The following is a 24,451-nucleotide window of genomic DNA, read 5'->3' as shown; positions in this document are numbered from 1 at the left end:
GACAATGGCTGAATTCGACGTCGACCTCTTTGTCATCGGTGGTGGTTCGGGCGGCGTGCGCGCCGCTCGCATCGCGGCCGGTCACGGCGCACGCGTGATGATCGCGGAAGAGTACCGCATGGGCGGGACCTGCGTGATCCGCGGCTGCGTGCCGAAAAAGCTGTTCGTGATCGGATCGCATGTCCGCCACGAGATCGAGGATGCCGCGGGCTTCGGCTGGACCATTCCGTCCGCAAGCTTCGACTGGCCGACGCTGATCGCCAACAAGGACAAGGAGATCGCGCGGCTCGAGGCGGCCTACACAACGAATGTCGAGAAGTCGGGCGCGCGCATCGTCAAGAGCCGCGCGGTCATCGAGGATGCCCACACCATCCGCCTGCTCGAGAACGACAAGACAATCACAGCAAGATACATCCTGATCGCCACCGGAGGCGCGCCCAACCATGGCTCGGCGATCCCCGGCATCGAGCATGTGATCTCCTCCAACGAAGCGTTTCATCTCAAGAAGTTGCCGAAGCGGATCGTGATCCAGGGCGGCGGCTATATCGCGCTGGAGTTCGCCGGGATTTTTGCCGGCTTCGGCTCCGACGTCACCGTGATCTATCGCGGCGACAATATTTTGCGCGGTTTTGACGACGACGTCCGCGCTCATGTCCGCAGCGAGATGGAGAAGCAGGGCATCACCATCCTGACCGGCTGCACGGTGACCAAGGTCGATCGTTACGGTGAGGAGTTCACCAGCCATCTGTCGAACGGCTCGAGCGTCGCCTCGGACCAGGTGATGTTCGCGATCGGCCGCCATCCCGCGGTCGCCAATCTGGGCCTCGAGAAGGCCGGCGTTGCCATCAACCCGAAGAACGGCGGCATCGCGGTCGACGGGTTCTCGAAGAGCTCGGTCGACAGCATCTACGCCATCGGCGACGTCACCCATCGCTTCAACCTGACGCCGGTCGCGATCCGCGAGGGCCATGCCTTCGCCGATACCGTGTTCGGCAAGCGCGAGGTGCGGGTCGACCACGCCAACATCCCGACCGCCGTGTTCTCGCAGCCGGAGGTGGGCACCGTCGGCCTGACCGAGACCGAAGCGCGCGCGCAGTTCAGCCACGTCGATATCTACAAGGCGACGTTCCGCCCGATCAAGGCGACGATGTCCGGCCGCGACACCCGCGTCTTGATGAAGCTCATCGTTGACGGCACCTCCGACCGCGTGCTCGGCTGCCACATCGTCGGCGATGCCGCCGCCGAGATCATCCAGGCGGTCGCCATCGCCGTGAAGATGAAGGCGACCAAGGCCGATTTCGACGCCACCATCGCGCTGCATCCGACCGCCGCCGAAGAGCTCGTCACCATGCGCACCCCGACCGCGCGCCACGTGCGGCAGGCGGCGGAGTAGGGGTCTTCACTTGGCGCTCTTCGGCGCCTGAATGTTCTGACTGCGGAGGGCTTCGATCTCCTCTCTGGAGAGGACGCCGTCAGCGTCGCTGTCGAGCCTGCGAAAGGCTGCCTCTGCGGCCTGAAGATATTCCTCCCGCGTGACCCGACCGTCACTGTTCTCATCGAGCGTGAGCGCGATTGTCTGCGGGGAATTGCTATCGAAGTGGATCGCGCGCTTCGCGCCGATCGCAAGCATCTCCGCGGCATCGATACGGCCGTCGCCGTTGGTGTCCGGCGCCATCGCCTGCGTGACCGCCGACTGAAATTGACGTTCTGCGGCGGCGGTGTCGCCGCCGCTCTGTTGCATCAATATCGTGATCATGCTTCCGGCGAGGAAGGTTTCGACCTCTGCGCGCGTGACCACACCGTCGCCTTCGAGATCGAACTGGAGCAGCGACGGCAGCGTCCCGGCGCGAGCGGCGGCCTCGTTGAGCTGGTATTGCAGCTTGAGGTCGGCCTCGGTGATCCCGCCATCGCCATTGACGTCGATCTTGCGAAACTCCGCGCGGCACCTGTCGAGATATTGCGCGAGCGTGTCACCGGTCCGGATGGCGCGTCCGAACGGCGATTGCGTGGGCGCGGCCGGTGCTGGCGCGCGTTGGGCGAATGCGCCGCCAGTGAGCAGCGTCATCGCGATCGCGAGCAACGGCAGAACCGGCAATGACAGTTTGTTCAGGACGTGGCAGATCATGGCACCATCTACTCCATTGTCACCTTGGAGTGGCCGGGATGGCCGGCTGGCCGGGGCACGCCGTTGGGAACGATGAAGCTGACGGAATTGCCGCCTGCCAAGCCTGCCGGAAAGCGGGTCTGGCGGGTGACGACGAAGTCCCCGCGCGCATTGCGGACAAGCGCCCCTTCGGTCAGCAGTTGCAACAGCCCGGCCTGGACCGGCAAGACCTCGTAACGTGTGACGGGCTGGCCGCCGAGGACCGAGTCGGGCTCCACGGACATCAGCCCTCCCGGGCAAGACTGAAGAAGGTCTTCGCGAATATCGCGCCACTCAGGATTCAGATTGGCAAATGTCCCGGTCTGGTCGGCCTCGCTCGGAGCGGAGATATTTCCCGACGGCAGCCTGAGATTCCACATTCGCTTGGCGGTCACGGCAATGTCCGGTTCGCGTCCGAAGAGGAGCCTGGTTCGAAAAGACGTCTCCTTCGGATTGCGTTCGGTCATGTTGACCCAGAAGCTGTCACACCGGCCCGATTTGCCAATCGTGACGTTCTCCCTGGAAAGCCCGGTGGCGCCGACTGCGGGGCCTTGGCCTTCGTTGCCCGATCCCCCGGCCAGGACGAGGTGCTTCACGCGGTCGACCGCGCCTTCGAATTGCCAGATCGTGCGGTTCGACGCGATCATCACCAGGTACAGTGGCTCGCGGCCGGGCTCGATGATCACCTTGGTCGTAAACGTTTTTTTGTCCTGAGAGCCGATCGCGGCCGTCGACAGGGCGAGCGGCTCGTAGCCGTTGAAAAGCACGAACCTGTCGTCCTTTGCAGGCTTGGGAACGGCGCACTCGATCGCCAGCTTTTCGTCGTAGCTTAGTTGCGTCTCGATGACCCTCGGCGCCGGCAAACCCGATCGTTGCCAATAGCCGTCGAATTCGGTCCGCGAGATCACGCCGTCGCCGTCGGTATCGACGTCGGCAAACCGCCGCTCCATCGCGTCGGCATATTCCTTGAACGTGGTCTTGCCGTCACCGTCGGCGTCATAGCTCGCCAGGACGCGGTAGACCGCGTCGAAATCGATTCCGAGTGGTGTCGGGAATTTTCGCGCGTGAGCTATGGCCTCATTCCAGTCGATCTTGCCGTCGCCATCGATATCGGCGCGCATGCTGCTCTCGACGACGCGGCGCGCCTGCTCGCTCCGCCGCGCGTCGGCCTCGGGTCCTTCGCCAGGAACGAAATGCGACAGATGGCGCGCGAAGATCGTGAGCTCCTCGGCGGAGACCGTGCCATCACCGTCCAGGTCGGCCTGGAACATCAGGCTGATCTGCCGCCCGCGCTGCATGGCCTCGTGGCGCTGGCGGTTGCGCTGGCGGTCGACCTCGGTGATCGCGCCGTCGCGATCGAGGTCATGCAGCATGAAGGGGACTTTGATCTTCTCCTGGAACGCATAGTAGCGCAGCTCCGGCGCCAATGTCTGTGCGATATGCGCCTCGAGATCGTACGTGACGATGGGGCTCGACGGCTGAGCGGGAGCTTGAGGGGCATTTTGAGCAATTGCCGTGACTGGCAAAGCCAGATGCGCGACCACGAAAGCCAACGCGGTCAGGAACCGCCAATTTGGCCGCATGTTGCTATCCTCCGAACCTCACCGATGCCGCCGGTTATGCCTTTTGACGGGTTCCGCAACGTTTAACGTAACCAAAAGGTGTGCATGATGGTGCGCAAGTAGTGATCCCAATGGTTACGATTCGATCTTTGCCGGACTTCTCTCCAATGCGCACAGCCACGCCGTCGACCGCGCTGCATCCGACCGCCGCCGAAGAGCTCGTCACCATGCGCACCCCGACCGCGCGCCACGTGCGGCAGGCGGCGGAGTAGGGGCGCCTTACGCGCCGACCTTGCCGTGGTCGGCGTTCTCCTGCCGTTCGCGATCGCCGAGCTCGCGCACCAGCTCCTGGAGGAACGACTCGGTATAGGCGGGCAGGACCCGTTCGGCGCGAACATAGACGCCGAGGTCCGACCACACCGGACTGCCGGCGTTGTCCAGCGGCAGGAATTTGAGCTGTCCGCTATTGGCGAGGCGGCCGATGCCGATCTGGGTCTGGATCGCAACGCCGACGCCGCGCGCCGCAAGCTCGCGCATCAGGTCGATGGAATTGGCCTGCACGGCGGGCTCGGGCGTTTCGGCAAGCTGCGCGATGAGCGGTTGCAGCAGGTGGTAGATCGACAGCTCCGGAAGCGCGTGAATGATCGGAAAGGCGAGGGATTGCGCCAGCGTCACGGTCCGGCGCCGCGCCAGCGGATGATCGGCCGCAACGATCGCCCCTAACCGGAAGCGCTTCAGCGCGACCTGGCGCAGATCCTGGGGATGGCGCAGCGCCATGGCAATGCCGATGTCGGCTTCGCCGCGGCTCAGCGCGTCCAGCACGTCGGCTGATCCCATCACCTGCGTGGTGAAAGTGACGCGGCGGGCGCGGCCGCGATGCGACGCGATCAGGCCGGGCAGCAGCGATTCAGCGAGCGACTCGATGCAGGCGATGCTCACCGAGCCGCGCCATGTCCCGGACAGCGACTGGACGTCGGAGCGAAAGCGGTCGTGGTCCTGGAGCACGGTCATGACGTGCCGGGCGAGCATCTCGCCGACCGTGGTCAATGTCAGCCCGCGCGCCGTCCGCTCGAACAGCGGCGCGCCGATCTCCTCTTCCAGCTTGAGGACCTGCCGGCTGACCGCCGAGGAGGCCACGTTGAGGGTCCGCGCCGCGGCGCGGATCGAGCCGGTCCGGCGCACGGCGTGGAAGTAGTACAGGGCGGGGGCATGAAATCGCATCGCGCGACTATAGCTGTTGCCGATTCGGCAGCAAGGCGTACGAAATTCTCTGCTTTTCGAGAACAGCCTCTGGCCCTAGTTTTCGCCCGCGGCGGCCAGGGGGCGCGGCCGAACAGGGGGATTTGGGCGGTGGACGGGAAAAGCGCGTGCGCGCTGGCGGCGGAGCCGCACGGTTTGATCGATCGGCGCCGCGCGGCCGCCTATGTCGGCGTCACCGCCGGCCGCTTCGAGCAGCTGGTCCGCGACAATGTCGTGCCGCCGCCGGTCATGGTGGACAGGAGCCGCCGATGGCCGGTCGCAGCACTCGATCTCGCCAAGCAATCGGTCAGCGCAGGGGCGACGAAGGCGGCGGTGGTCCCGGAGACTGCGCCGTGCGGCGAGCCGATCGAGCCGTCGCGGGTGTTGCCCGATGAGGCCTGGCTCCAGCAGAGGGCAAAACTGGTGCGGCGGGTCCGCAGGTCGCTGCTGTCGGGCAACGAGATCCGCGCGTTGCGCGAGTTCAGGGCGCAGCGACAGAGCCAGATCAGCATGCACGGCTATTACGGGAGCTTCGAAGCGCTGATGGTCCGCGGTTACGTCGTCGAAATCGCGCGCAAGCCGCCGTCGAGCCGTCCGCTGGTGACCTACCGCTTGACGGAGCTCGGCGGACAGGTGCTCTCAGCGCTCAGGGACGAGTAGGGGGCGCGACTTCACTTCAGCACGGCGCACACCGTGGAATGCTCGGCTTCGACCGCGCAGGGCGAGGGCGTCGCGATACGCTGCCACCACGCATCGAGCGCGTGGCGCTCGCAGCGGAGCTTGACGCTCATGCCGCCGGCGAACTTGATCCAGTCGGCGAAGTGGTCGTTTGCAACCGCGATCACCACGGGGATGTCGGCGTTGAACGCCCGCTCGATCAGATAAGCCAGCCCCTTGCCATTGCGCTCCCGTTTGCCGAAGCGGTTGATGATGACGAGGTCGGCGCCATGTGCCAACGCCTCGGCGATCTGCTCGCCGGCGTTCTGGAGCCGCGCAAGATCGAGCCGGCAACCGCTCGCGGCGAGATCGAAGTCCTGCGCCAGCAGCAGTTTCTCGCCGTTGTGAAGCAGCACCGCCGACAGGCTGGAGTCCGCGCAATGGCCCGCCTGCACCATGCCCACGACCCGCAACCCGCGCGCATTCAGGTCGGCCGCGAAGCCGCGCAAGATGGTGTCGGGATCCTGATGCGGTTCATAGACCAGGGCGGCAAGATCGCTTTGTGCATCGAACATCGTCCGCCTCCGCTTGAGTGAGAATGAGCGGGGCCGCGGCGGTTGCGCAGCGACCCCGGATTTCGCCTCAGGCCGCAGGCGGCCCGTTGATGATCTGAAGCTGGGTGAATTCGGCAAGGCCCTCCTCGGCGAATTCGGTGCCGATGCCCGACTGCTTGGCGCCGCCGAACGGGATGTTCGGAGCCATGTCGAGATGCTTGTTGATCCACACCGTGCCGGACTCGAGCTGGCTCGCGACCTCGTGCGCGCGCTTGATGTCCGACGACCACACCGAGGCGCCGAGGCCGTAGGTCGTGGCATTGGCGCGGCGGATCACGTCGTCCTTGTCAGAATATTTGATCACCGGCAGGACGGGGCCGAACTGCTCCTCGTCGACCAGTTTCGAGCCCTCCTGGATGTCGCGCACGATGGTCGGCTCGATGAAATAGCCGGGACGGTCCATTGCCGCGCCGCCCGCAATGACGTTGCAGTTCTTGCGCGCATCCTCGAGGAACGCCTTCACCTTCTCGTACTGCATCTTGTTCTGGAGCGGGCCGAGCTTGGTGCCTTGCTTCGATCCGTCGTCCACGACGGTGCTCTTGGCGATCGCGACCAGCTCGTTGCACAGCTCGTCATAGACGGACTCGTGGACATAGAGCCGCTTGATGGCGAGGCAGACTTGCCCTGAGTTCTGGAACGCGCCTTCGAAGATTCCCGGCGCGACCTTCTTCGGATCGACGTCGTCGAGCACGATGCCGGCATCGTTGCCGCCGAGCTCGAGCGTGATGCGCTTGAGCGTCTGCGCTGCGCTCGCCATGACCTTCTGGCCGGTGGCCGAAGAGCCGGTGAAGGAGATCTTGCGGATATCAGGGTGCTTGGTCATCTCGCCGCCGAGATCGTTGGCGTCGGTGATGACGTTGAGCACGCCTTTCGGCAGCACGTCCTTGACGAGCTCGGCAAAGCGCAGCGTCGCGAGCGGCGTGGTCGGCGCGGGCTTCACCACCAGCGTGTTGCCGGCGAGCAGCGCCGACGGCAGCTTGAAGCTGAGGATCAGCAGCGGATAGTTCCAGGGAATGATGGCGCCGACGACGCCGAGCGGCCGGCGATACGCCTCGACCTTGCGGTCGCCGGAGTTCTCGATCACCCGCGTCGGCAGCTCGAGCGAGCCGAGATAACGGAAGAACGCGGCCATGCCGAGGACCTCGCCGGTGGCGTCTGTGAGCGGCTTGCCCTGCTCGGCGGTCAGAAGGCGCGCGAGCTCGCCGGAATTGGCCTCGATGACGTCAGCCATCTTGATCACGAGCTTGCGCCGCTCCTCGATCGGCGTCGCGGCCCAGGCCGGGTAGGCGGCTTTCGCCGCGGCCACGGCCGCGTCGAGCTGGCTCTTCGAGGCGCGCGGGCACTGCGCCAGTACGTCCTCGGTCGCGGGATTGAGCACGGGCATGGTCAGGTCGCCGGGCACCATCTTGCCGTCGATGAGAAGGTTGTAGTCGCTCATTGGCTTGTTCGCTCCCTGTCAAAACGGGCCGTTCGGGCCTCGCTATATCCATACGTATATCACGAATTCGGCGAGTGAGCCATGCTGTGCGCTTCGAGCGGTTCCAAAAAAGGCGGCTGGACGCGGCGGCCGATATCGATATATCGTGAGCGATATAGCGAAGGCGTGTTTGTCGGAGCGTGCATTTGTCGGAGCGTGCATTTGTCGGAGCGTGCAATGGAAATCAGCGTCAAATCGCTCACGACCTGCGAGGTGGCGCCCGACGGCGGCGCGATCGCGCTGCGGTTCGAGGATGCTGCGGGCAGGCCTGCCGAGGTCCGCGTCTCGCTCAACCAGGTCGGCGCGCTGATCATGACACTGCCGGGCCTGCTCGAAGCCGCGCTGAAGGCCCGCTATGGCGACCAGAGCCTGCGCTACGCCTATCCGCTGGCGGCCTGGGTGGTCGAGCAGTCGACGGACAGGACCCAGCGCATCATCACGCTGGAGACCGAGGACGGCTTCAAGGTCCGCTTCTCGATCCCGAAAGCCGAGCAAAGCCTGCTCGGCGAGGCGCTGATCCAGCCGGCACCGGAGATGGCGGTGCGGCCGAACTAGGGCAATCCCGCGCGCTGCAGATCCACTAATCCATCGAGATCGACGTGCTCACGCGCGTGCCCGGGCAGCGGGCATTGCGGAGATGGCGGTCACCCTCTTACTTTGTTCTTACCCGAGGTGGAAAAGAGGCGTAGAATTATCCGCCGAAAGAGTAGCGCGCGACCGGCAATCGTCCATTCGCATTGCAGAACCCAAGTCCAGTGAACTGAGGGGTTTCATCGAAGCCGGAGCGACTATCGTTCGGCTAAGAGCGAGGGCCACGCAGTTGCAGGATAAGCCCGAGCAAACAAGGCTAACGCAGCGGCGGGGGAGCGCGCTGATAAATATGGCCGTCGCAGCGCTGATTATTGCTGCGCTGTATTTCGGCCGGGAAGTTTTCGTTCCGGTCGCACTGGCCGTTCTCTTGAGCTTCGTTCTCGCGCCTTTCGTCATCCGCCTCTATTCATGGCGAGTTCCGCGCACGGCTTCCGTACTCGTAGTCGTCTTCTTCGGATTTGCGATCATATTCAGTTTAGGCGGGCTCATGGTATCGCAGGCAACGCGCCTTGCCGCCAAGCTGCCCGGATATCAGCAAACGCTGAGTGACAAGATCGAGAGCCTTCGCGGGTTGATGGGCGGTTCTGGAACGTTGGAACAGGCCTCTGCCGTTCTCAAGGAACTGGGGACAGAGCTGCAACATGGTGAGGCGACGACTGGTCGGTCGGACAATGGGCTCTCGAGACAAGCGTCAGATAGAACGCTTCCGATACCCGTTGAGGTCAAGCAGCCCGACCCGGGTGCTCTGACGACGCTCGCCAAAATTATCGAGCCTTTGCTTTCGCCGCTCACGACGACGGGAATCGTCGTCATTTTCGTAACTTTCATCCTGTTGCAACGCGAGGATCTGAGGAATCGCCTCGTCCGTCTTGTGGGCTCGAGCGATATTCAGCGCACGACGGCAGCCCTTGACGACGCGGGCAAGCGCCTGAGCAAACTCTTCCTGACCCAGATCATCTTCAACGCGGTGTTCGGTCTGGCAATCGGCTTGGGTCTCGAATTGATCGGCGTGCCCTCCGCTCCGTTGTGGGGGCTGCTAGCGATGATCCTAAGATTCGTTCCGTATATTGGTGCGCTGATCTCAGCCATATTTCCGCTCATTCTCGCTGCCGCTGTTGGTTCGGGCTGGCAAATGCTGGTGCTGACAGCTCTGTTGTTCGTGGTTCTGGAACTGCTCGCCGGCCAGGTACTTGAACCATTGATCTATGGCCATAGTTCTGGCCTGTCTCCCGTCGCAATCATCCTGTCTGCGTCATTCTGGACGTGGCTCTGGGGTCCGGTCGGACTGGTCATGGCGACGCCTCTGACAATATGTCTCGTTGTCGTGGGACGGCATGTCGAGCGGCTCAAGTTCCTTGAAATCATGCTGGGCGACCGACCTCCTCTGAGTCCGCCTCAGCTGGCTTATCAACGAATGCTGGCGGGGGATCCTCTTGAAGCCGCGGAGCAAGCGCATGAGTTCCTCAAAGGGGCGTCACTTGAGGAATACTGCGATACGATCCTGCTCGAGGGACTGAGGCTCGCGGAAGCCGACCGTCGATTGGGCCATCTCGACGAAGAGCGGCTAAATCGCATTGCTTCGACCGTCGACGAGCTGGTGGCCGACCTGGAAGCGCACCACGATTTGGACTCACCGGCCCTGGACATGAGCGCGAACCCCGGTGCCGCGATCGCAATTGAGCAGGCAAGGGCGCAACGCAAGTTGATCGAGGAAGAAAGCAGATCACCGCGTTCGGTGCTCTGCATTCCAGGATCCGGAAAGCTCGACGAAGCGACGGCGCTGGTGTTGTCCTATTTGCTGCGGCACCGTGGTTTCGAGGCGATGGCGGAAGAAGCGGACGCGCTATCAACGGCGAAATTCTTTTCGCTCGATATGACGGATACCTCGCTTGCGTGCCTCTGCTACGTCAGTCAACCGTCCACCGCCAAGATTCAAGATGTCGTTCGCAGGCTCAATAAGAAGAACGCCGATACCCGCATTCTGCTCGCCCTGTTCGGAACAGGTGCCGCCACGCCGTCGATGGGTGCGGTCGGTGCGACGACTTGTGCTGGATCATTTGGCGCCGCGTTAGACGCAATAGTTCAGACGGCTGCCAGGCAGCGCGACCCTACAATCGTCGACACCAAAGATATTACTGCTACCTAACACGAGTAGTTCTGATACCCGCGTAATGTTCCAGTTAATCGTAAGGCTTCCGCATCCTCAGAAGCTGACATTTGTGCCGTCATGAGCCACGTCCTGGAGCGAGGTCACTCGACAATCTCTGCTCTCGGCGGAAGCCGCCGGATCTGGAAGCCAGTCTTGTTCTGCTCAAAGCCGGCAGACGCATAGAACGCCAGGGTCGAAGGCCTCTTCGAGCCCGTCATCAGCATGACCTTGTAGCAATCGGCCTGCCACGCGGCAGCGACGGCTGCGTTGAGCAGCTGCTTGCCGTAGCCGCGTCCCCTGAACGCTGCATGGGTGACGACATTTTCGATCAACCCATAGGGCTGGCCACCGCGCGTCAGGTTGGGAACGACGATCAGCGTGCAGGATGCGACGATGGTGTCTTCAGCGATCCCGATGAATATCGCGCTTCCATGGTAGCGCTGCAGGTCCTCCAGGCGACGCTCGGCGACATCTAGCGAGGGAATCCGATCGGCGGGATCGAGGTGCGGATAAAGCGCGAGGAGTTGCGGGAGATCGGCGAGCAGGGCCGGGCGGATGATGAGGCGGCTATCCATGTGCGTTCGGACTCACGCCTTGCGCGAGCGCTTGATGTCCGTCCTCAGCGCCATCAGCTCCTTGCGCACGGCGCGCGCGGCGTCGCGCTCGATCTTGCGGTAGCGCGCGACGAGGGCGGTGCCGAACGGGGTCAGCAATGCGCCGCCGCCGTTCTTGCCGCCGGTCTGGGGCTCGACTGCGGCGTGTCCGCAGATACGGTTGATCTCGTCCACGAGATCCCAGGCGCGCTTGTAGGACATGTCCATGGCGCGGCCCGCGGCCGAGATCGAGCCGTGCTCCCGAATATTCTCCAGGAGCTGGATCTTGCCGGGCCCGATCCGGTCTTCGGCGTCCAGATCGATCCGGACGCTCAGTTGGGGAAGCGATTTTGCGCCCAAGCGCGACATGACTGGCTCTCTTCGGTCGTCCAGCGCGAGATTGCCACCACGCAGGCCGGCGAACAAGGTAAACGGGACGGATATCCCTTACGGCGATTTTATGAACGGCGCGCCGCGTTCCCGCGGCTGCTGGTCGCAGCTCGGCCGGCTTGATTTGGCCTGGGCGAACTTTATCTCTCCCTTCAACAGAATCCGGGCCCCTCTGACGAGGCCGCCGATCCCTCGGCCAACCTCGTGATGTCGGATGACCTGTCCCGCGCGCGAATGCGTTTGGATTGGACGATCGTTGGGCCCAGCGCACCTGCTCTCATCGACCAGCCATCCTCATCGCTTCCCGCGTGCGGTCACAACCGTAAGCTTGAGGAGCTATGATGCCTGACGCAGAAGCTTTGCGCCCCATCCAGGGCGAGATTACCGAACCTTCGAGCCTGCATGAGCAGGCCGCCGCCGCGCTCGTGATTGCCGGCGCGCTGGTCGCCGTCGCCGACCGCCGTGTCGCCGCGGTCGAGCGCGAGGAGGTGACCCGCTTCATCCGGGAGCGCGGGCTCGCCCCGCATGTCAGCGAAGCGCGGCTTGCTGCGATGTTCGACGAGCTCGCGGAGCGGCTGGAGCAGCCTGATTTCGCCAATGTCGTCATCGACACGCTCCGCCCGGTCTCGGACCTGCCGCTGGCCGCGCATCTCATCGACATCTCCGAGCGGGTCGCCGCGGCGGACGAGGACGTGCATCCGCATGAGGTGCAGGCGATCAAGCTGCTCCGCCTGCTCACGCTGGTGCTGCCGCGCTCGAAGCCGGTTAGCCCGGTCACGCCGCGCGGCGAGGGCCGCCTCGCATCCGGAGCGTGAGCATGAGCGCAGGCACCGACGATCACGCGAGGTCGCGCGAGCGCGCCACCGGCGAGGCCGCCGGCGGCGATCCGCGCCTTGACGCGCTCGTCGGCCGCCTGCCGCCGCGCGTTAGCGGCACCGTCACCTACCTGCTGCGACCCTCGAACCGCTGGGTGCGGATGCCCGCCGGCGCGCTGCTGGTCGTCGGCGGCGTGCTGTCGTTTCTGCCGGTGCTCGGCATCTGGATGCTGCCGCTCGGCCTTGCCCTGCTTGCCGAGGATGTGCCGGGCTTGCGCTCGCAGCGCTCGAAAGTCCTGGACTGGATCGAGCGCCGCAAGCCGCACTGGCTCGGTGCAGCCTCGCGTCCGAATGATCAGACATGAGCGAATTGATCACCCCCGAAGCGCTGACGGCGCTGTTTCAGGTCGTCCTGATCGACCTCGTGCTCGCCGGCGACAATGCCGTCGTCATCGGCCTTGCCGCGGCGGGCCTGCCTGCCGGCCAGCGCCGCCGTGCCATCATCGTCGGCATCGCGGCTGCGACCGTGCTGCGCATTGTTTTCGCCGGCGTTGCGACCCAGCTCCTCCAGGTGCTCGGCCTTCTGCTGGCCGGCGGCGTGCTGCTGCTGTGGGTCTGCTGGAAGATGTGGCGCGAATTGCGCGAGCAGTCGTCCCACGCCGGCGTGCTGGCGCTCGGTCATGCCGGGGCCGGGAGCACGACGCATGCGCAGGCGCCGCGCAAAACTTTTCGGCAGGCGGCGCTCCAGATCGTCGCCGCCGACGTCTCGATGTCGCTCGACAACGTGCTGGCTGTCGCGGGCGCCGCACGCGAGCATCCGTTCATCCTGGCCTTCGGCCTGTTGCTGTCGGTCGCGCTGATGGGCGTCGCCGCAGATCTGCTCGGCCGCGTGCTCCAGAAGCAGCGCTGGATCGCCTATGTCGGCCTCGCCATCATCGTCTACGTCGCCTTCGAGATGATCTGGCGCGGCTCGGTCGAGCTCGCGCCGGTCATCGCCAGCCTCTGATCCAAGCCTTTCCGACTTCTTTTCGGAAAACCGCTTCGCACTTTTCCGGATCATGCTTGTCGGAAACGTCTTGCTGTCAAGGAACGAGCGAGGACACCGCCAGCGTCACCACGCACGGACGATCAGTCAATGACAGAGAAGTTTCCGCCGCCTTACCCGGTCGGATCAGACCCGGCCGACGATCAGTTTGAGGGAGCCGGCAAAGGAGGGCAATTTTCGATGCTCGCCAAATCGCTCGTCCCAGTGGCCGGACGCCAGATCGCGGCCGAGGGCATCCTCGAAGCGCTGCACTGCATCGTCGTCGACGAAGCTCCAAGCTGAGCAGGCGAGCCGCGCGGCGGGATCAAGCAGCATCTCCGGCCGGCCGTAATAGGCTTCATTGAAGCCATCGGTGCAATCCAGCGGAATGGGAACGGACAGGATCTCGGAGTTGGCCCCGAGTGCCTGCGCAATGTCGTGCACCGGCGGATATCTCACCGACTCGACTGCGATCACCTCGGGGCAATAGGCGTCGAGCCAGAAGCGATCGAGTTCGCTCGGCTCGCAGCTCATGATGATGACCGGACCGCGTGTGACCCGCCGCATCTCGCGCAGGCCCGCATTGAGATCTTTCCATTGATGCACGGAGAAAGTCGACATCGCGGCGTCGAAGGAAGCGTCCTTGAAGGGGAGGTTTTCGGCAACGGCGTCGATCGCTGCGGGAAGATGCGGCGGGCGCTGGTCGCGCATCGACTGTGAGGGTTCAACCGGGGTCACCGTGCGGTCCTTCGGCTCGTACGAGCCGGCACCGGCACCGACGTTGAGGACAGTCCGTGCATCACCAAGCGCGATCCCGATCATGCGAGCAATGCGCGGGTCCGGACGACGAAAATTCGCATAGCCCTTGCCGATCGCGCCATAATTGGCGTCGCCGGCACTGCCGTCCTGATGACGCGGCGCTTCGTTCTGCATAGAGGCTCCTACAGCATCTTGTCGGACACGTTCTTGACGATCGTATAACACTGCAACCCTACGGTGCAACCTTCGCAGCCACAGCCGCTGTCCTTGACGCCGCCCGGCGCTGGGCCCGCGTCACGGCGGTAACGCATTCGTTCAAATTGTCTGCAATTTGCTGACCCGCGGCCAACCCTGCCGACAAGTGCCGCACGGTCTTAAACCTTGCCTTTGGAACCGGCCTGCATCCTCCCGGAAAAGGGTGGGGCATCAACATGTCGGTTCTCAAGGAAATCGTCGCTGCGATTGCGGGAGTCTACGCACTCCTGTTCGTCTGCGACGCATTGTTCGGCATCAACGAGACGCGTTTCGACGACGCCTATTACAGCCGCGACTTCTACGCGCCGCGGCCGAAGGAATTTCGCTTCGCCAGCGATACGCCGCCGGCGGTCCGCGTCAGCGACGCCTTCGCGCAGTTCTCGCCGGGTGAGGCAAAGCCGGGCAAGCGCTACTCGTCTCTGACGACCATCCTTCGCTAGCCCCTCACTCCCCCTGGATCCATTCCGCCACACCGCGCCAGAGCGTGTCGCGGTGGTCGGGGCGGAAGAAGCCGAAATGGCCGATTGTCTTGACGCCAACGTCGGACGGCTTGACCGTGAGCACCTCCGGCTTGATCGCGCTGAAGCCGGAGCAGAGCAGCTCGACCGCGGGCCGCGTTGCCCAGGGATCGTCGGCGAAGGCGAGGGCGCGCAGCTCGCCCTTGTAGCTTGCGAAGTTTGCCAGCGCCGGCAGCTTGGAATCAAAGAGGTGGCGCGGGCTGCTCACCCATTTGGCGCCTTGCAGGAACACGCCCTTGGGCAAATCTTCGCCGATGCCGAGCCAGCCCGGCGCGTAGCCGAGCAGCTGGGTCACGGGCACGCCGATGAAATTCATGAACACGAAAACGCGGTAGTTTTCCGGCGGCGGGATCAGTTTCCACGTCGCGGCTTGGGACGCCACGAACAGCGCGCGCGAAATCTCGGCGTTGTTCGCGATCAGCCCAAGCGCCTGGCCGCCGAAGGAATGACCGACATAGTTGAGCGGCAAGGTATGATAGCGCTCGCGCATCCATTTGACTGCGGCGGTGACGTCGAGCGCGGCCCAGTCGGACATCGAGGCCTTGAAGCCGACCAGCGATTTCGGCTGGTTGTAGCCGACCAGCGCCGGCAGGCGGGAGTCGCCGATGCCGCGATAGTCGTAGGTCAGGACCGCGCAGCCGCGGTTGGCGAGGTACGAGGCAAAGCCCCTATAGACTTTGCGGGGGACGGCGGTCGCGGAATTGATCAGGACGGCGTGGCGCTTGACGCCGCGCGGCAGAAACAGGGTGCCGGTCAACGAATAGCCGTCGACGGCCGGAAAGCTGATGTCGTCGATAAATACGTCGTCGATTGCCGCGTCCATGAGCAGCGCACGCCCCAAGGTTTCTCCGCACGCCCCCAGCAAATGCGAATTCGGCTTTGTCCGCAAGGGCTTGCATGCGGAAACGGATTTACAACTGGCGAGGCGATGCTAGCCTGTGTATAAGGCGGCTCGCGCAACCCACAGATCAGGTTGCAGTTTTTGCTTTAGGAAAGAGGATTTACGATGTCCGAGCGGTGGACACCCGAGAGCTGGCGCAGCAAGCCCGTGCTGCAGGTCCCCGACTATCCCGACGCCAAGGCGTTGGCCGATGTCGAGGCGCAGCTTGCGAGCTTTCCGCCGCTGGTGTTCGCGGGCGAAGCGCGCAATCTGAAGAAGGCACTGGCTCGCGTCGCTGCAGGCGAAGCGTTCCTGCTCCAGGGCGGCGACTGCGCCGAGAGCTTCGCCGAGCACGGCGCCAACAACATCCGCGACTTCTTCCGCGTGCTGCTCCAGATGGCGGTCGTGCTGACCTATGCCGGGGCCGTCCCGGTGGTGAAGGTCGGCCGTATCGCCGGGCAGTTCGCAAAACCGCGCTCCTCGCCGACGGAAAAGGTCGATGGCATCGAGCTGCCGAGCTATCGCGGCGATATCGTCAACGACATCGCCTTCACCAAGGAAGCGCGTGTGCCCGATCCGCAGCGCCAGCTGATGGCGTACCGCCAGTCGGCGGCGACGCTGAACCTGCTCCGCGCGTTCGCGACCGGCGGCTTCGCCAATCTCGGCAGCGTGCATCAGTGGATGCTCGGCTTCCTGAAGGATTCTCCGCAGTCCCGCCGCTACAAGGAGCTGGCCGACCGCATCTCGGACGCGCTGAACTTCATGCGCGCCTGCGGCCTCGATCTGGAGAGCCATCCCGAGCTGCGCGCGACCGATTTCTACACCAGCCACGAGGCGCTGCTGCTCGGCTACGAGCAGGCGATGACCCGCGTCGATTCCACCACCGGCGACTGGTACGCGACGAGCGGCCACATGATCTGGATCGGCGACCGCACGCGGCAGCTCGACCACGGCCATGTCGAATATTTCCGCGGCATCAAGAACCCGATCGGGCTGAAGTGCGGCCCGTCGCTGAAGCCCGATGAGCTCTTGAAGCTGATCGACGTGCTCAACCCCGACAACGAGCCCGGACGGTTGACGCTGATCGGCCGCTTCGGCTCCGACAAGGTCGGCGAGCATCTGCCGAACATGATCCGCGCCGTGCAGCGCGAGGGCAAGGTGGTGGTCTGGTCCTGCGATCCCATGCACGGCAACACCATCACCTCCACCACCGGCTACAAGACGCGGCCCTTCGACCGCATTCTGTCGGAGGTGAAGTCGTTCTTCGCGATCCACGCGGCCGAAGGAACGCATGCCGGCGGCGTGCATCTGGAGATGACCGGCAAGGACGTCACCGAATGTCTCGGCGGCGCGCGCGCGATCACCGACGAGGATCTCAACGACCGCTATCACACGGTCTGCGACCCCCGCCTCAATGCCGAGCAGTCGATCGACATGGCTTTCCTGATCGCGGAGCTCTTGAAGCAGGATCGTGCCGGCAAGGCCAGGCCGATGCCGGTCGCAGCGGGGCTCTAGGACCTTGCTCCGGCTCTGGAAGGCCACGATCAATTCCCGTAACGGTCTGGCCTTCGCGTTTCGCTCGGAGCAGGCCGTCCGCGAGGAGATTCTTGCACTCCTCCTGTCGCTGCCGTTCGCCTGGTTCATCGGCGCGACCGCGATGCGCGCGGTCGAGTTGGTCTGCGCGGTCGCGTTCGTGCTGGTAGTCGAGCTGCTGAATACCGCGATCGAAAAGCTCGCCGACCGCCTCACCATGGACCACGACAAGCAGATCGGCCGGGTCAAGGACATGGGCTCCGCCGCGGTCGGCGTGGCATTGCTGATGGCTGGCGCGTTCTGGATCTTCGCCCTCGTCGAGCGATTGGGGTTCGTCTAGCTGGATGATCGGAGCGCGGCGCCCATGACCGAACGTCTCAATGAATTCGCCGTGACGCTCGCCCAGCTCAATCCGACGCTGGGCGATATCGACGGCAATGCCGCGAAGGCGCGCGCGGCGCGCGCGCACGCCGCTGCAGACGGCGCCGACCTCGTGCTGTTTCCGGAATTGTTCATCGCCGGCTATCCGCCCGAAGACCTCGTGCAGAAGCCGGCCTTCCAGGCCGCCTGCCGCGTCGCGATCGAAAGCCTCGCGCGCGAGACCGCCGATGGCGGCCCCGCCATGCTGGTCGGCACGCCCTGGGTCGAGGACGGCAAGCTCTACAATGCCTGTGCGTTCCTCGATGGCGGCCGCATCGCGGGCCTGCGCTTCAAGGCCAACCTGCCGAACTACGGCGTGTTCGACGAGAAGCGGCTGTTTGCGCGCGGCCCTGCGGCCGGCCCGGTGACTGTGCGCGGCGTGCGGATCGGCGTGCCGATCTGCGAGGACATCTGGCTGGAGGAATCCGAGGACTACGAGAACGTCGTCGAGACGCTGGCCGAGACCGGCGCCGAGATCATCCTCGTGCCCAACGGCTCGCCTTACGCCCGCGACAAGGGCGACGTGCGCTTGTCGGTCGCGGTCGCGCGCGTGACCGAAAGCGGCCTGCCGCTGGTCTATCTCAATCAGGTCTGCGGCCAGGACGAGCTGGTGTTCGACGGCGCTTCGTTCGCGCTGAACGGCGATCTCTCACTTGCCGCGCAGCTGCCGGCATTCGAGGAGAGCGTCACCACGCTGCACTTCACCAAGACCGGCGATGATTGGCGCTGCACGGGTCCGGTTGCGCAACTGCCTGAAGGCGACAGGGCCGACTATATGGCCTGCATGCTCGGCTTGCGCGACTATGTCGGCAAGAACGGTTTTCCCGGCGTGTTGCTCGGCATTTCCGGCGGCATCGATTCGGCCCTGTGCGCGGCGATCGCCGTCGATGCGCTCGGCGCGGATCAGGTGCATGGCGTGATGCTGCCGTATCGCTTCACGGCGCCAAGCTCGATCGCGGATGCCGGCGAGCTCGCAGGCCACCTCGGGATCCGCTACGAGGTGCTTCCGATCGCAGAGGCGGTCAACGGTTTTGGGACCATCCTCTCCGATATCTTCAAGAATCTGCCGCCCGATATGACCGAGGAAAACCTCCAGGCGCGCACCCGCGGCACGCTGCTGATGGCGATCTCCAACAAGACCGGCTTGATGGTGGTGACCACCGGCAACAAGTCGGAGATGTCGGTCGGCTACGCCACGCTCTATGGCGACATGAATGGCGGCTTCAACCCGATCAAGGACATTTACAAGACGCAGGTGTTTCGGCTGGCGTCCCTGCGAAATAGCTGGAAGCCGGATGGCGCGCTTGGCCCCTCCGGCGAGGTCATTCCGCCTGACATCATCACGCGCCCGCCGACGGCGGAGTTGCGCGAGAACCAGCTCGATCAGGACTCGTTGCCGCCCTACGAACTGCTCGATGCGGTGCTCGAGCGCCTGGTCGAGCGCGAGGAGCCGCTGGAAGAGATCATTGCCGCAGGCTTCGATCGCGCGATGGTGACGCGGATCGACCATCTCCTCAACATCGCCGAATACAAGCGCCGCCAGGCAGCGCCGGGCGTGAAGGTGACGCGCAAGAATTTCGGTCGCGACCGCCGCTATCCCATCACCAACCGCTTCCGCGACAAGGGCGATCCACTGCCTGTGCCGGACGACACGCTGGTGTCACGCGGCAGCCGCGCCTCGATCGACGCGTTCGAGGGGTAATGGTTAGCGCATGCTGGTGAGGCGGACGGTCCCGCCGCCCACTACGCCGTCATCATCCGCGAAAGCGGATGATCCAGTACTCCGCGGCGGACGTTGTAGAAACCGACTCCTGTCGCGGAGTACTGGATGCCCCGGAGCCTGTCATCGGGCTCGCCGAAGGCGAGACCCGGTGGCGGGGCATGTTCGCGCGAGGTACGAACTCGCGTACTGCTAAGATGGGGCCGCGAAGAACAGCACCCGCAGGAGGTGCGTGTACTCGGATTCGAGCACCATGATCGCCACGAAGACCAGCACCGCGATCGGCGGCGCCAGGATGGCATAGGCCAGGGCCAACCGTTCCCAGGCCATGTGCATGAAGACGGCGACGATCAGGCCCGCCTTCAACACCATGAACAGCAGGATCAGCGACCACCTGAGATAGCCATGCAGGCCAAAGTAGTCGACCAGATAGGAGCAGGTGCTGAGAACGAACAGCCATCCCCAGACCACGAGGTAGAGCTTGATCGGGTGCTGCTGACCCTTGGTGTGTACGGCAGGCACTGCGACTGCATCATGCGCATGAGCCTGGAGCTGTCCTTCCATGGGTAATGCTGCGTTTGTCATGCGCCGACCTCACCAAAGATAGAAAAGCGCAAAGATGAAAACCCATACGAGATCGACGAAGTGCCAGTACAGGCCCATGATCTCGACGATCTCGTAATATCCCTTGCGGCTCGTGAAGAAGCCGCGCCTGCCGACGTCGAAGTCGCCGCGCAGGACCTTACGTGCGATCGCGATCAGAAAAATCACGCCGATCGTCACATGGGTGCCGTGGAAGCCCGTGATCATGAAGAAGCTTGAGCCGAACTGCTCCGCGCCCCACGGATTGCCCCAGGGCCGGACGCCCTCCCTGATCAGCTTGGTCCATTCGAAAGCCTGCATGCCGACGAAGGTTGCGCCGAACGCCGCCGTGACCAGCATCAAGGCTGCGGTTCTGACGCGATCGCGGCGATAGCCGAAATTGACGGCCATGGCCATCGTCCCGCTGCTGCTGATCAGGATGAAGGTCATGATGGCGATCAGGATGAGCGGGATCTGCTTGCCGGCGAAGTTGAGGGCGAAGACTTCGCTGGGGTTGGGCCACGGCACGGTCGTCGACATGCGCGCCGTCATGTAGGAGAGCAGGAAGCAACTGAAGATGAAGGTGTCGCTGAGGAGGAAGATCCACATCATGGCCTTGCCCCAGGACACGTTCTTGAAGGCGCGCTGATCGGACGCCCAGTCGGCGGCGATGCCGCGCCAGCCTTCAGGCCGTGCAGGCGATTGTCCGGAGGTTGTCAGCACAGTCTCTGCCATCTGGTCTCGCCCTCCCTAGCTCAGCAATTGGCGGCAGATGTCGACGAAATTGTCCGTCCATCCCGTGAGCAGCCCGAGCAGAACAAGCCAGACCAGCAGCAGGAAGTGCCAGTAGATGGTGCATAGTTCTACGCTCAAGCGCATGTCGGCGATCTCGGCGCCGCGCCACACCTTGGCCGAGGTTCGCCCGAGGGCCACCAGGCCGCCCGTCAGATGCAGCCCGTGCACTGCGGTCAACAGGTAGAAGAAGGAATTCGCCGGATTGGACGCCACGAAATATCCGGCCGCGCTGAGCTGCTGCCAGGCCAGGAGTTGCCCGGCCAGGAAGATCACGGCAGCTACGCCGCCCGCGAGCAGGCCGACCATGACGCTCTCGGCGTCGCCCCGGCGCGCAGCCACATATGACCATTGCAGCGCGACGCTGCTCAGGACCAGGACGCCCGTGTTGAGCCACAGCAGTTTCGGCACGGGCAGGGCCCGCCAGTCCACCACGGACATGCGCATGGAGTAGGCGCTGATGAAGAGGACGAACAGACAACTCGCGACAGCGAGGAACACGCCTAGTCCGACCTTCGCCGCCGGCCATGCCATGGCGTCGCCGCCGGGGAAATCGCCGACCGAACCTTCCTCCAGCCATGGCTTGGCCGTCAGCCGTTGCTGCGAGAGCCACCATCCGGCGATGATCGCGATCATCGCCAGGAAAAGGACGATGGCGCTCACGAAGCTGCTCCCTGAACGGCTCTCGTTGCACGCGGCGGCTGGTTCTGCGGAATGAAGTCCTCTTCGGCGCCGGGTACGCTGTAGTCATAGGCCCAGCGATAGACGATCGGGAGCTCCTTGCCCCAGTTGCCGTGCCCGGGCGGCGTCTCCGGCGTCTGCCACTCCAGCGTCGTCGCCCGCCACGGATTGCCGCCCGAGGGCTCACCTTTGAACAGGCTCCAGGCAAGATTGAACAGGAACACCATTTGGCTGAAGCCGACGGTCAAGGCCACCACGGAGATGAAGGCGTTCAGTGAATGGGCCGAGGGCGGGATGAACGCTGCGTCGCCGAGTTCGAAGTACCTGCGTGGAACTCCGAGCAGCCCGAGATAGTGCATGGGGAAGAAGATCAGGTAGGCGCCGAGGAAAGTGACCCAGAAGTGAAACTTGCCGAGCGCGTCGTTCAGCATCCGCCCCGTGACCTTGGGGTACCAATGATAGATCGCCCCGAGCACGACCATGATCGGCGCCACGCCCATCACCATGTGGAAATGCGCGACCACGAACATGGTATCCGACAGTGGCACATCCACGACGACGTTGCCGAGGAAGAGGCCGGTCAGTCCGCCGTTCACGAAGGTGATGATGAAGCCGAGGGCGAACAGCATCGGCACCCTGAGATGAATGTCGCCGCGCCACAGGGTCAGCACCCAGTTGTAGACCTTGATCGCGGTCGGGATGGCGATGATGAGCGTCGTGGTGGCGAAGAAGTACCCGAATTGCGGGAACATGCCGCTCACATACATGTGGTGCGCCCATACGATGAAGCTGAGCGCACCGATGGCCACGATCGCCCAGACCATCATGCGGTAGCCGAAGATGTTTTTGCGCGCATGTGTGCTGATCAGATCGGAGACGATCCCGAAGGCGGGCAGGGCTACGATGTAGACTTCGGGGTGGCCAAAGAACCAGAACAGGTGCTGGAAGAGCAGCGGGCTGCCGCCACCATATTTCGACAGTTGGCCCATTTCGACGAGGGAAGGCATGAAGAAGCTGGTTCCCAGCAGACGGTCGAGCAGCAGCATCACCGAGGCAACGAAGAGCGCGGGGAATGCCAGCAGCGCCATGACGGTCGCCGTGAAAATGCCCCACACCGTCAAGGGCAGCCGCATCAACGTCATGCCGCGGGTGCGCGCCTGCAGCACCGTCACCACGTAGTTCAGTCCGCCCATGGTGAAGCCGATGATGAACAGGATCAGGGACGACATCATGAGAATGATGCCCCAATCCTGCCCGGGAGTTCCGGAGAGGATCGCCTGCGGCGGGTACAGCGTCCAGCCGGCGCCGGTGGGGCCGCCGGGCACGAAGAATGTCGAGGCCAGCACCAGGACTGCGAGCAGGTAGACCCAGTAGCTCAGCATGTTCACATACGGGAAGACCATGTCGCGGGCGCCGACCATCAGCGGGATCAGGTAGTTGCCGAAGCCGCCCAGGAACAATGCGGTGAGCAGGTAGATCACCATGATCATGCCGTGCATGGTGATGAACTGGAGGTACTGGTTGGCATCGATGAAGGAGAAGGTGCCGGGGAATCCCAATTGCAGTCGCATCAGCCACGACAGCGCCAGGGCCACCAGCCCGATCGCCGAGGCTGTCAGCGCGTACTGAATGGCGATCACCTTGGCGTCCTGCGAGAAGACGTACCGTGTCCACCAGCTCCTCGGATGATAGAGCTCGACATCAGGTACTTCGGCAGGCGGAATGCCGGCGACGGTATCATATGGGACATCGACCATAGAAATATCTCCTCGGTCGTTTCCTTCGGGGACAATGAGCTGGTCTCACGCACCCGATCTATTTTCCCAGCGGCACCTTCTTACTTACCGCCGGATTGGTACGTCGCCTTCACGACGGCTTTTGCCGGCGACAAGTCTGCGAACGTTTTCTGCTGCTCCAGCCAGGCGTGATATTCGCCCTCGTCGTCGACGATCACCTTGGCACGCATTTGATAGTGCGCAGCGCCGCAAAGCTCCGCGCAGAGAACGTCGAACGTTCCGGTTCGGATCGGCTTGATCCAGAAGAAGGTGACCATGCCTGGGACCATGTCCATTTTGGCCCGGAATTCGGGCACGTAGAAATCGTGCAGGACATCAACCGAGCGGAGAAGAATCTTGACCGGCTTTCCCACTTGAAGGTGCAGATCGCCGTTCTCGATCACGACGTCGTCCTGCGCGTGCGGATCGTCGCGATTGAGTCCCAACGGATTGTCGGAACCGATGTTGCGGACATCGGATGTGCCCAACCGCCCATCCTTGCCCGGAAGGCGGAAGCTCCATTGCCATTGCTGGCCCATCACCTCGACCTCGGTGGCATCCGCAGGCACCGTCACGAACTGGTGCCAGACCACGAGGCCGGGCGCCAGCATGGCCGCGACGCCGACGCCGGTCCCGACGCTCAGCCACCATTCGAGCTTTTTGTTTTCCGGATTGTAGTCAGCCCGTCTTCCCTCTTTGTGGTGAAAGCGAAAGACGCAATAGGCCATGAAGGCGATGACCGCGACGAATACGAAGCCCGTGATCCAGAACGTGATGTTGATGGTGTGGTCGATATACGCCCAGTCGGTGGCGATCGGCGTCCACCACCACGGGCTGTAGAGGTGAAACAGCACCGAGCCGATCGCGACCAGAAGCAATATCAGTGCGACAGCCATCCTGATCCATCCTTGCCATCGAAGGCTGCGGATACGATTCCAGGGCGGAGCTCACGTCGGTCGCGATGGCTGACTAAGTTGGCATCTACGTTGGCATGTTCGCCATCGCCGCGCCTCTTGCTTCGCCCATTCCACCGGTCGCAAAATCAAGAAAAGGTCGCGACCGTCAATTTCATCGGAGCTTTGGGTGTCTGCGTTTTAAAATGATCCCCGCCGAACCCGGCGTCAATAGCGCATGCTGGAGTTCATTTGGCGCGGACGAACTGTGCACTGCCGCGGAAGACGATGGGCGTCAGTCGCCGGACTTGTCGGGTTGCGCAGCGCACAAATCTGCGCGGATGCACGATCACCCAACCGTGAGCACAGCGGTGCGTCGTGCGCGCTAA

26 protein-coding genes are annotated in these 24,451 nt (G+C 63.7%); 12 read left to right on the top strand and 14 right to left on the bottom strand.

What is annotated here, in order from left to right; translation table 11 throughout:
- Positions 1-4: 4 nt before the first annotated feature.
- Positions 5-1,393 (top strand): glutathione-disulfide reductase, encoded by a 1,389-nt coding sequence (gene gor, locus NLN62_RS44340; protein ID WP_254112944.1) that lies wholly within the window; start codon positions 5-7, stop codon positions 1,391-1,393.
- A gap of 6 nt (positions 1,394-1,399) precedes the next feature.
- Here gor and NLN62_RS44335 read toward each other — a convergent pair whose 3' ends face one another.
- Both NLN62_RS44335 and NLN62_RS44330 read right to left on the bottom strand, forming a co-directional pair.
- Complete coding sequence (locus NLN62_RS44335) at positions 1,400-2,125, bottom strand: EF-hand domain-containing protein (RefSeq protein WP_254112943.1); 726 nt, start codon at positions 2,123-2,125, stop codon at positions 1,400-1,402.
- 8 nt (positions 2,126-2,133) lie between these two features.
- On the bottom strand, positions 2,134-3,726 hold the full coding sequence (locus NLN62_RS44330; RefSeq protein ID WP_254112942.1) for an EF-hand domain-containing protein: 1,593 nt from the start codon (positions 3,724-3,726) through the stop codon (positions 2,134-2,136).
- 128 nt (positions 3,727-3,854) lie between these two features.
- Here NLN62_RS44330 and NLN62_RS53100 point away from each other — a divergent pair, with 128 nt between their 5' ends.
- Positions 3,855-3,977: a hypothetical protein gene (locus tag NLN62_RS53100; RefSeq protein WP_256576076.1), complete on the top strand. Its 123-nt coding sequence runs from the start codon at positions 3,855-3,857 to the stop codon at positions 3,975-3,977.
- Between the two features lie 7 nt (positions 3,978-3,984).
- Here the strand turns inward: NLN62_RS53100 and NLN62_RS44325 are convergent, their stop codons facing one another.
- Positions 3,985-4,926, bottom strand: a complete 942-nt coding sequence (locus NLN62_RS44325) for a LysR family transcriptional regulator (RefSeq protein WP_254112941.1) — start codon at positions 4,924-4,926, stop codon at positions 3,985-3,987.
- A gap of 129 nt (positions 4,927-5,055) precedes the next feature.
- Between NLN62_RS44325 and NLN62_RS44320 the strand changes: the two genes are divergently transcribed.
- The gene (locus NLN62_RS44320; RefSeq protein WP_254112940.1) at positions 5,056-5,604 is read left to right on the top strand and encodes a hypothetical protein; all 549 of its coding nucleotides are present in this window, start codon (positions 5,056-5,058) and stop codon (positions 5,602-5,604) included.
- Between the two features lie 11 nt (positions 5,605-5,615).
- Here the strand turns inward: NLN62_RS44320 and NLN62_RS44315 are convergent, their stop codons facing one another.
- Together NLN62_RS44315 and NLN62_RS44310 are read right to left on the bottom strand one after the other, a co-directional pair.
- Entirely contained in the window at positions 5,616-6,176 is a 561-nt protein-coding gene (locus NLN62_RS44315) for a DUF2478 domain-containing protein (protein ID WP_254112939.1), read from the bottom strand.
- A gap of 67 nt (positions 6,177-6,243) precedes the next feature.
- Positions 6,244-7,653: an aldehyde dehydrogenase family protein gene (locus tag NLN62_RS44310; RefSeq protein ID WP_254112938.1), complete on the bottom strand. Its 1,410-nt coding sequence runs from the start codon at positions 7,651-7,653 to the stop codon at positions 6,244-6,246.
- A 216-nt stretch (positions 7,654-7,869) separates the two neighbouring features.
- Here NLN62_RS44310 and NLN62_RS44305 point away from each other — a divergent pair, with 216 nt between their 5' ends.
- Together NLN62_RS44305 and NLN62_RS44300 are read left to right on the top strand one after the other, a co-directional pair.
- Positions 7,870-8,247: a hypothetical protein gene (locus tag NLN62_RS44305; protein WP_254112937.1), complete on the top strand. Its 378-nt coding sequence runs from the start codon at positions 7,870-7,872 to the stop codon at positions 8,245-8,247.
- 325 nt (positions 8,248-8,572) lie between these two features.
- Positions 8,573-10,429 carry an AI-2E family transporter gene (locus NLN62_RS44300; protein WP_254112936.1) on the top strand — a complete coding sequence of 619 codons (1,857 nt, stop codon included), beginning with the start codon at positions 8,573-8,575 and terminating at the stop codon, positions 10,427-10,429.
- A 104-nt stretch (positions 10,430-10,533) separates the two neighbouring features.
- On the opposite strand, the gene NLN62_RS44295 is transcribed toward NLN62_RS44300, so the two are convergent.
- On the bottom strand, positions 10,534-11,007 hold the full coding sequence (locus NLN62_RS44295; RefSeq protein ID WP_254112935.1) for a GNAT family N-acetyltransferase: 474 nt from the start codon (positions 11,005-11,007) through the stop codon (positions 10,534-10,536).
- A gap of 12 nt (positions 11,008-11,019) precedes the next feature.
- Positions 11,020-11,394: a winged helix-turn-helix domain-containing protein gene (locus NLN62_RS44290; RefSeq protein ID WP_254112934.1), complete on the bottom strand. Its 375-nt coding sequence runs from the start codon at positions 11,392-11,394 to the stop codon at positions 11,020-11,022.
- A gap of 362 nt (positions 11,395-11,756) precedes the next feature.
- Here NLN62_RS44290 and NLN62_RS44285 point away from each other — a divergent pair, with 362 nt between their 5' ends.
- From NLN62_RS44285 to NLN62_RS44275, 3 genes are read left to right on the top strand one after another with little or no spacing between them, the layout of a single operon-like run.
- Positions 11,757-12,230 carry a TerB family tellurite resistance protein gene (locus NLN62_RS44285; protein ID WP_254112933.1) on the top strand — a complete coding sequence of 158 codons (474 nt, stop codon included), beginning with the start codon at positions 11,757-11,759 and terminating at the stop codon, positions 12,228-12,230.
- A gap of 2 nt (positions 12,231-12,232) precedes the next feature.
- Entirely contained in the window at positions 12,233-12,595 is a 363-nt protein-coding gene (locus tag NLN62_RS44280) for a hypothetical protein (RefSeq protein ID WP_254112932.1), read from the top strand.
- Positions 12,592-13,236, top strand: a complete 645-nt coding sequence (locus tag NLN62_RS44275; RefSeq protein WP_254112931.1) for a TerC family protein — start codon at positions 12,592-12,594, stop codon at positions 13,234-13,236. The genes NLN62_RS44280 and NLN62_RS44275 overlap by 4 nt, the downstream gene beginning before the upstream one ends.
- A gap of 165 nt (positions 13,237-13,401) precedes the next feature.
- Here NLN62_RS44275 and NLN62_RS44270 read toward each other — a convergent pair whose 3' ends face one another.
- Positions 13,402-14,187: a class I SAM-dependent methyltransferase gene (locus NLN62_RS44270; RefSeq protein WP_254112930.1), complete on the bottom strand. Its 786-nt coding sequence runs from the start codon at positions 14,185-14,187 to the stop codon at positions 13,402-13,404.
- Positions 14,188-14,444: 257 nt separating this feature from the next.
- Between NLN62_RS44270 and NLN62_RS44265 the strand changes: the two genes are divergently transcribed.
- Positions 14,445-14,708 (top strand): hypothetical protein, encoded by a 264-nt coding sequence (locus NLN62_RS44265; RefSeq protein WP_027523634.1) that lies wholly within the window; start codon positions 14,445-14,447, stop codon positions 14,706-14,708.
- A gap of 4 nt (positions 14,709-14,712) precedes the next feature.
- Here NLN62_RS44265 and NLN62_RS44260 read toward each other — a convergent pair whose 3' ends face one another.
- A complete protein-coding gene (locus NLN62_RS44260; protein WP_254113856.1) occupies positions 14,713-15,609 on the bottom strand; it encodes an alpha/beta fold hydrolase in 897 nt (298 codons plus the stop codon).
- A 183-nt stretch (positions 15,610-15,792) separates the two neighbouring features.
- Here NLN62_RS44260 and NLN62_RS44255 point away from each other — a divergent pair, with 183 nt between their 5' ends.
- The 3 genes from NLN62_RS44255 to NLN62_RS44245 are packed head-to-tail and all read left to right on the top strand — an operon-like array spanning position 15,793 to position 19,321.
- Positions 15,793-17,181: a class II 3-deoxy-7-phosphoheptulonate synthase gene (locus tag NLN62_RS44255; RefSeq protein ID WP_027523636.1), complete on the top strand. Its 1,389-nt coding sequence runs from the start codon at positions 15,793-15,795 to the stop codon at positions 17,179-17,181.
- Positions 17,182-17,185: 4 nt separating this feature from the next.
- Positions 17,186-17,539 carry a diacylglycerol kinase gene (locus tag NLN62_RS44250; RefSeq protein ID WP_254112929.1) on the top strand — a complete coding sequence of 118 codons (354 nt, stop codon included), beginning with the start codon at positions 17,186-17,188 and terminating at the stop codon, positions 17,537-17,539.
- 24 nt (positions 17,540-17,563) lie between these two features.
- Complete coding sequence (locus NLN62_RS44245) at positions 17,564-19,321, top strand: NAD+ synthase (RefSeq protein ID WP_254112928.1); 1,758 nt, start codon at positions 17,564-17,566, stop codon at positions 19,319-19,321.
- A 210-nt stretch (positions 19,322-19,531) separates the two neighbouring features.
- Here NLN62_RS44245 and NLN62_RS44240 read toward each other — a convergent pair whose 3' ends face one another.
- From NLN62_RS44240 to NLN62_RS44220, 5 genes are all read right to left on the bottom strand, one after another.
- A complete protein-coding gene (locus tag NLN62_RS44240; RefSeq protein WP_027523639.1) occupies positions 19,532-19,924 on the bottom strand; it encodes a cytochrome C oxidase subunit IV family protein in 393 nt (130 codons plus the stop codon).
- Positions 19,925-19,933: 9 nt separating this feature from the next.
- The gene (locus NLN62_RS44235; protein ID WP_027523640.1) at positions 19,934-20,656 is read right to left on the bottom strand and encodes a heme-copper oxidase subunit III family protein; all 723 of its coding nucleotides are present in this window, start codon (positions 20,654-20,656) and stop codon (positions 19,934-19,936) included.
- Positions 20,657-20,671: 15 nt separating this feature from the next.
- Positions 20,672-21,376 carry a cytochrome c oxidase subunit 3 gene (locus tag NLN62_RS44230; protein WP_027523641.1) on the bottom strand — a complete coding sequence of 235 codons (705 nt, stop codon included), beginning with the start codon at positions 21,374-21,376 and terminating at the stop codon, positions 20,672-20,674.
- On the bottom strand, positions 21,373-23,151 hold the full coding sequence (locus NLN62_RS44225; protein WP_027523642.1) for a cbb3-type cytochrome c oxidase subunit I: 1,779 nt from the start codon (positions 23,149-23,151) through the stop codon (positions 21,373-21,375). Before NLN62_RS44225 ends, NLN62_RS44230 begins: the two co-directional genes overlap by 4 nt.
- Positions 23,152-23,231: 80 nt before the next feature.
- The gene (locus NLN62_RS44220) at positions 23,232-24,065 is read right to left on the bottom strand and encodes a cytochrome c oxidase subunit II (RefSeq protein WP_254112927.1); all 834 of its coding nucleotides are present in this window, start codon (positions 24,063-24,065) and stop codon (positions 23,232-23,234) included.
- Positions 24,066-24,451: the final 386 nt, after the last annotated feature.

Origin of the sequence: Bradyrhizobium sp. CCGUVB23 (genome assembly GCF_024199885.1) — a bacterium.
Taxonomy (GTDB): Bacteria; Pseudomonadota; Alphaproteobacteria; order Rhizobiales; family Xanthobacteraceae; genus Bradyrhizobium.
Note: the sequence above shows the minus strand (reverse complement) of the source record. Positions and strands in the feature narration are given on the sequence as shown.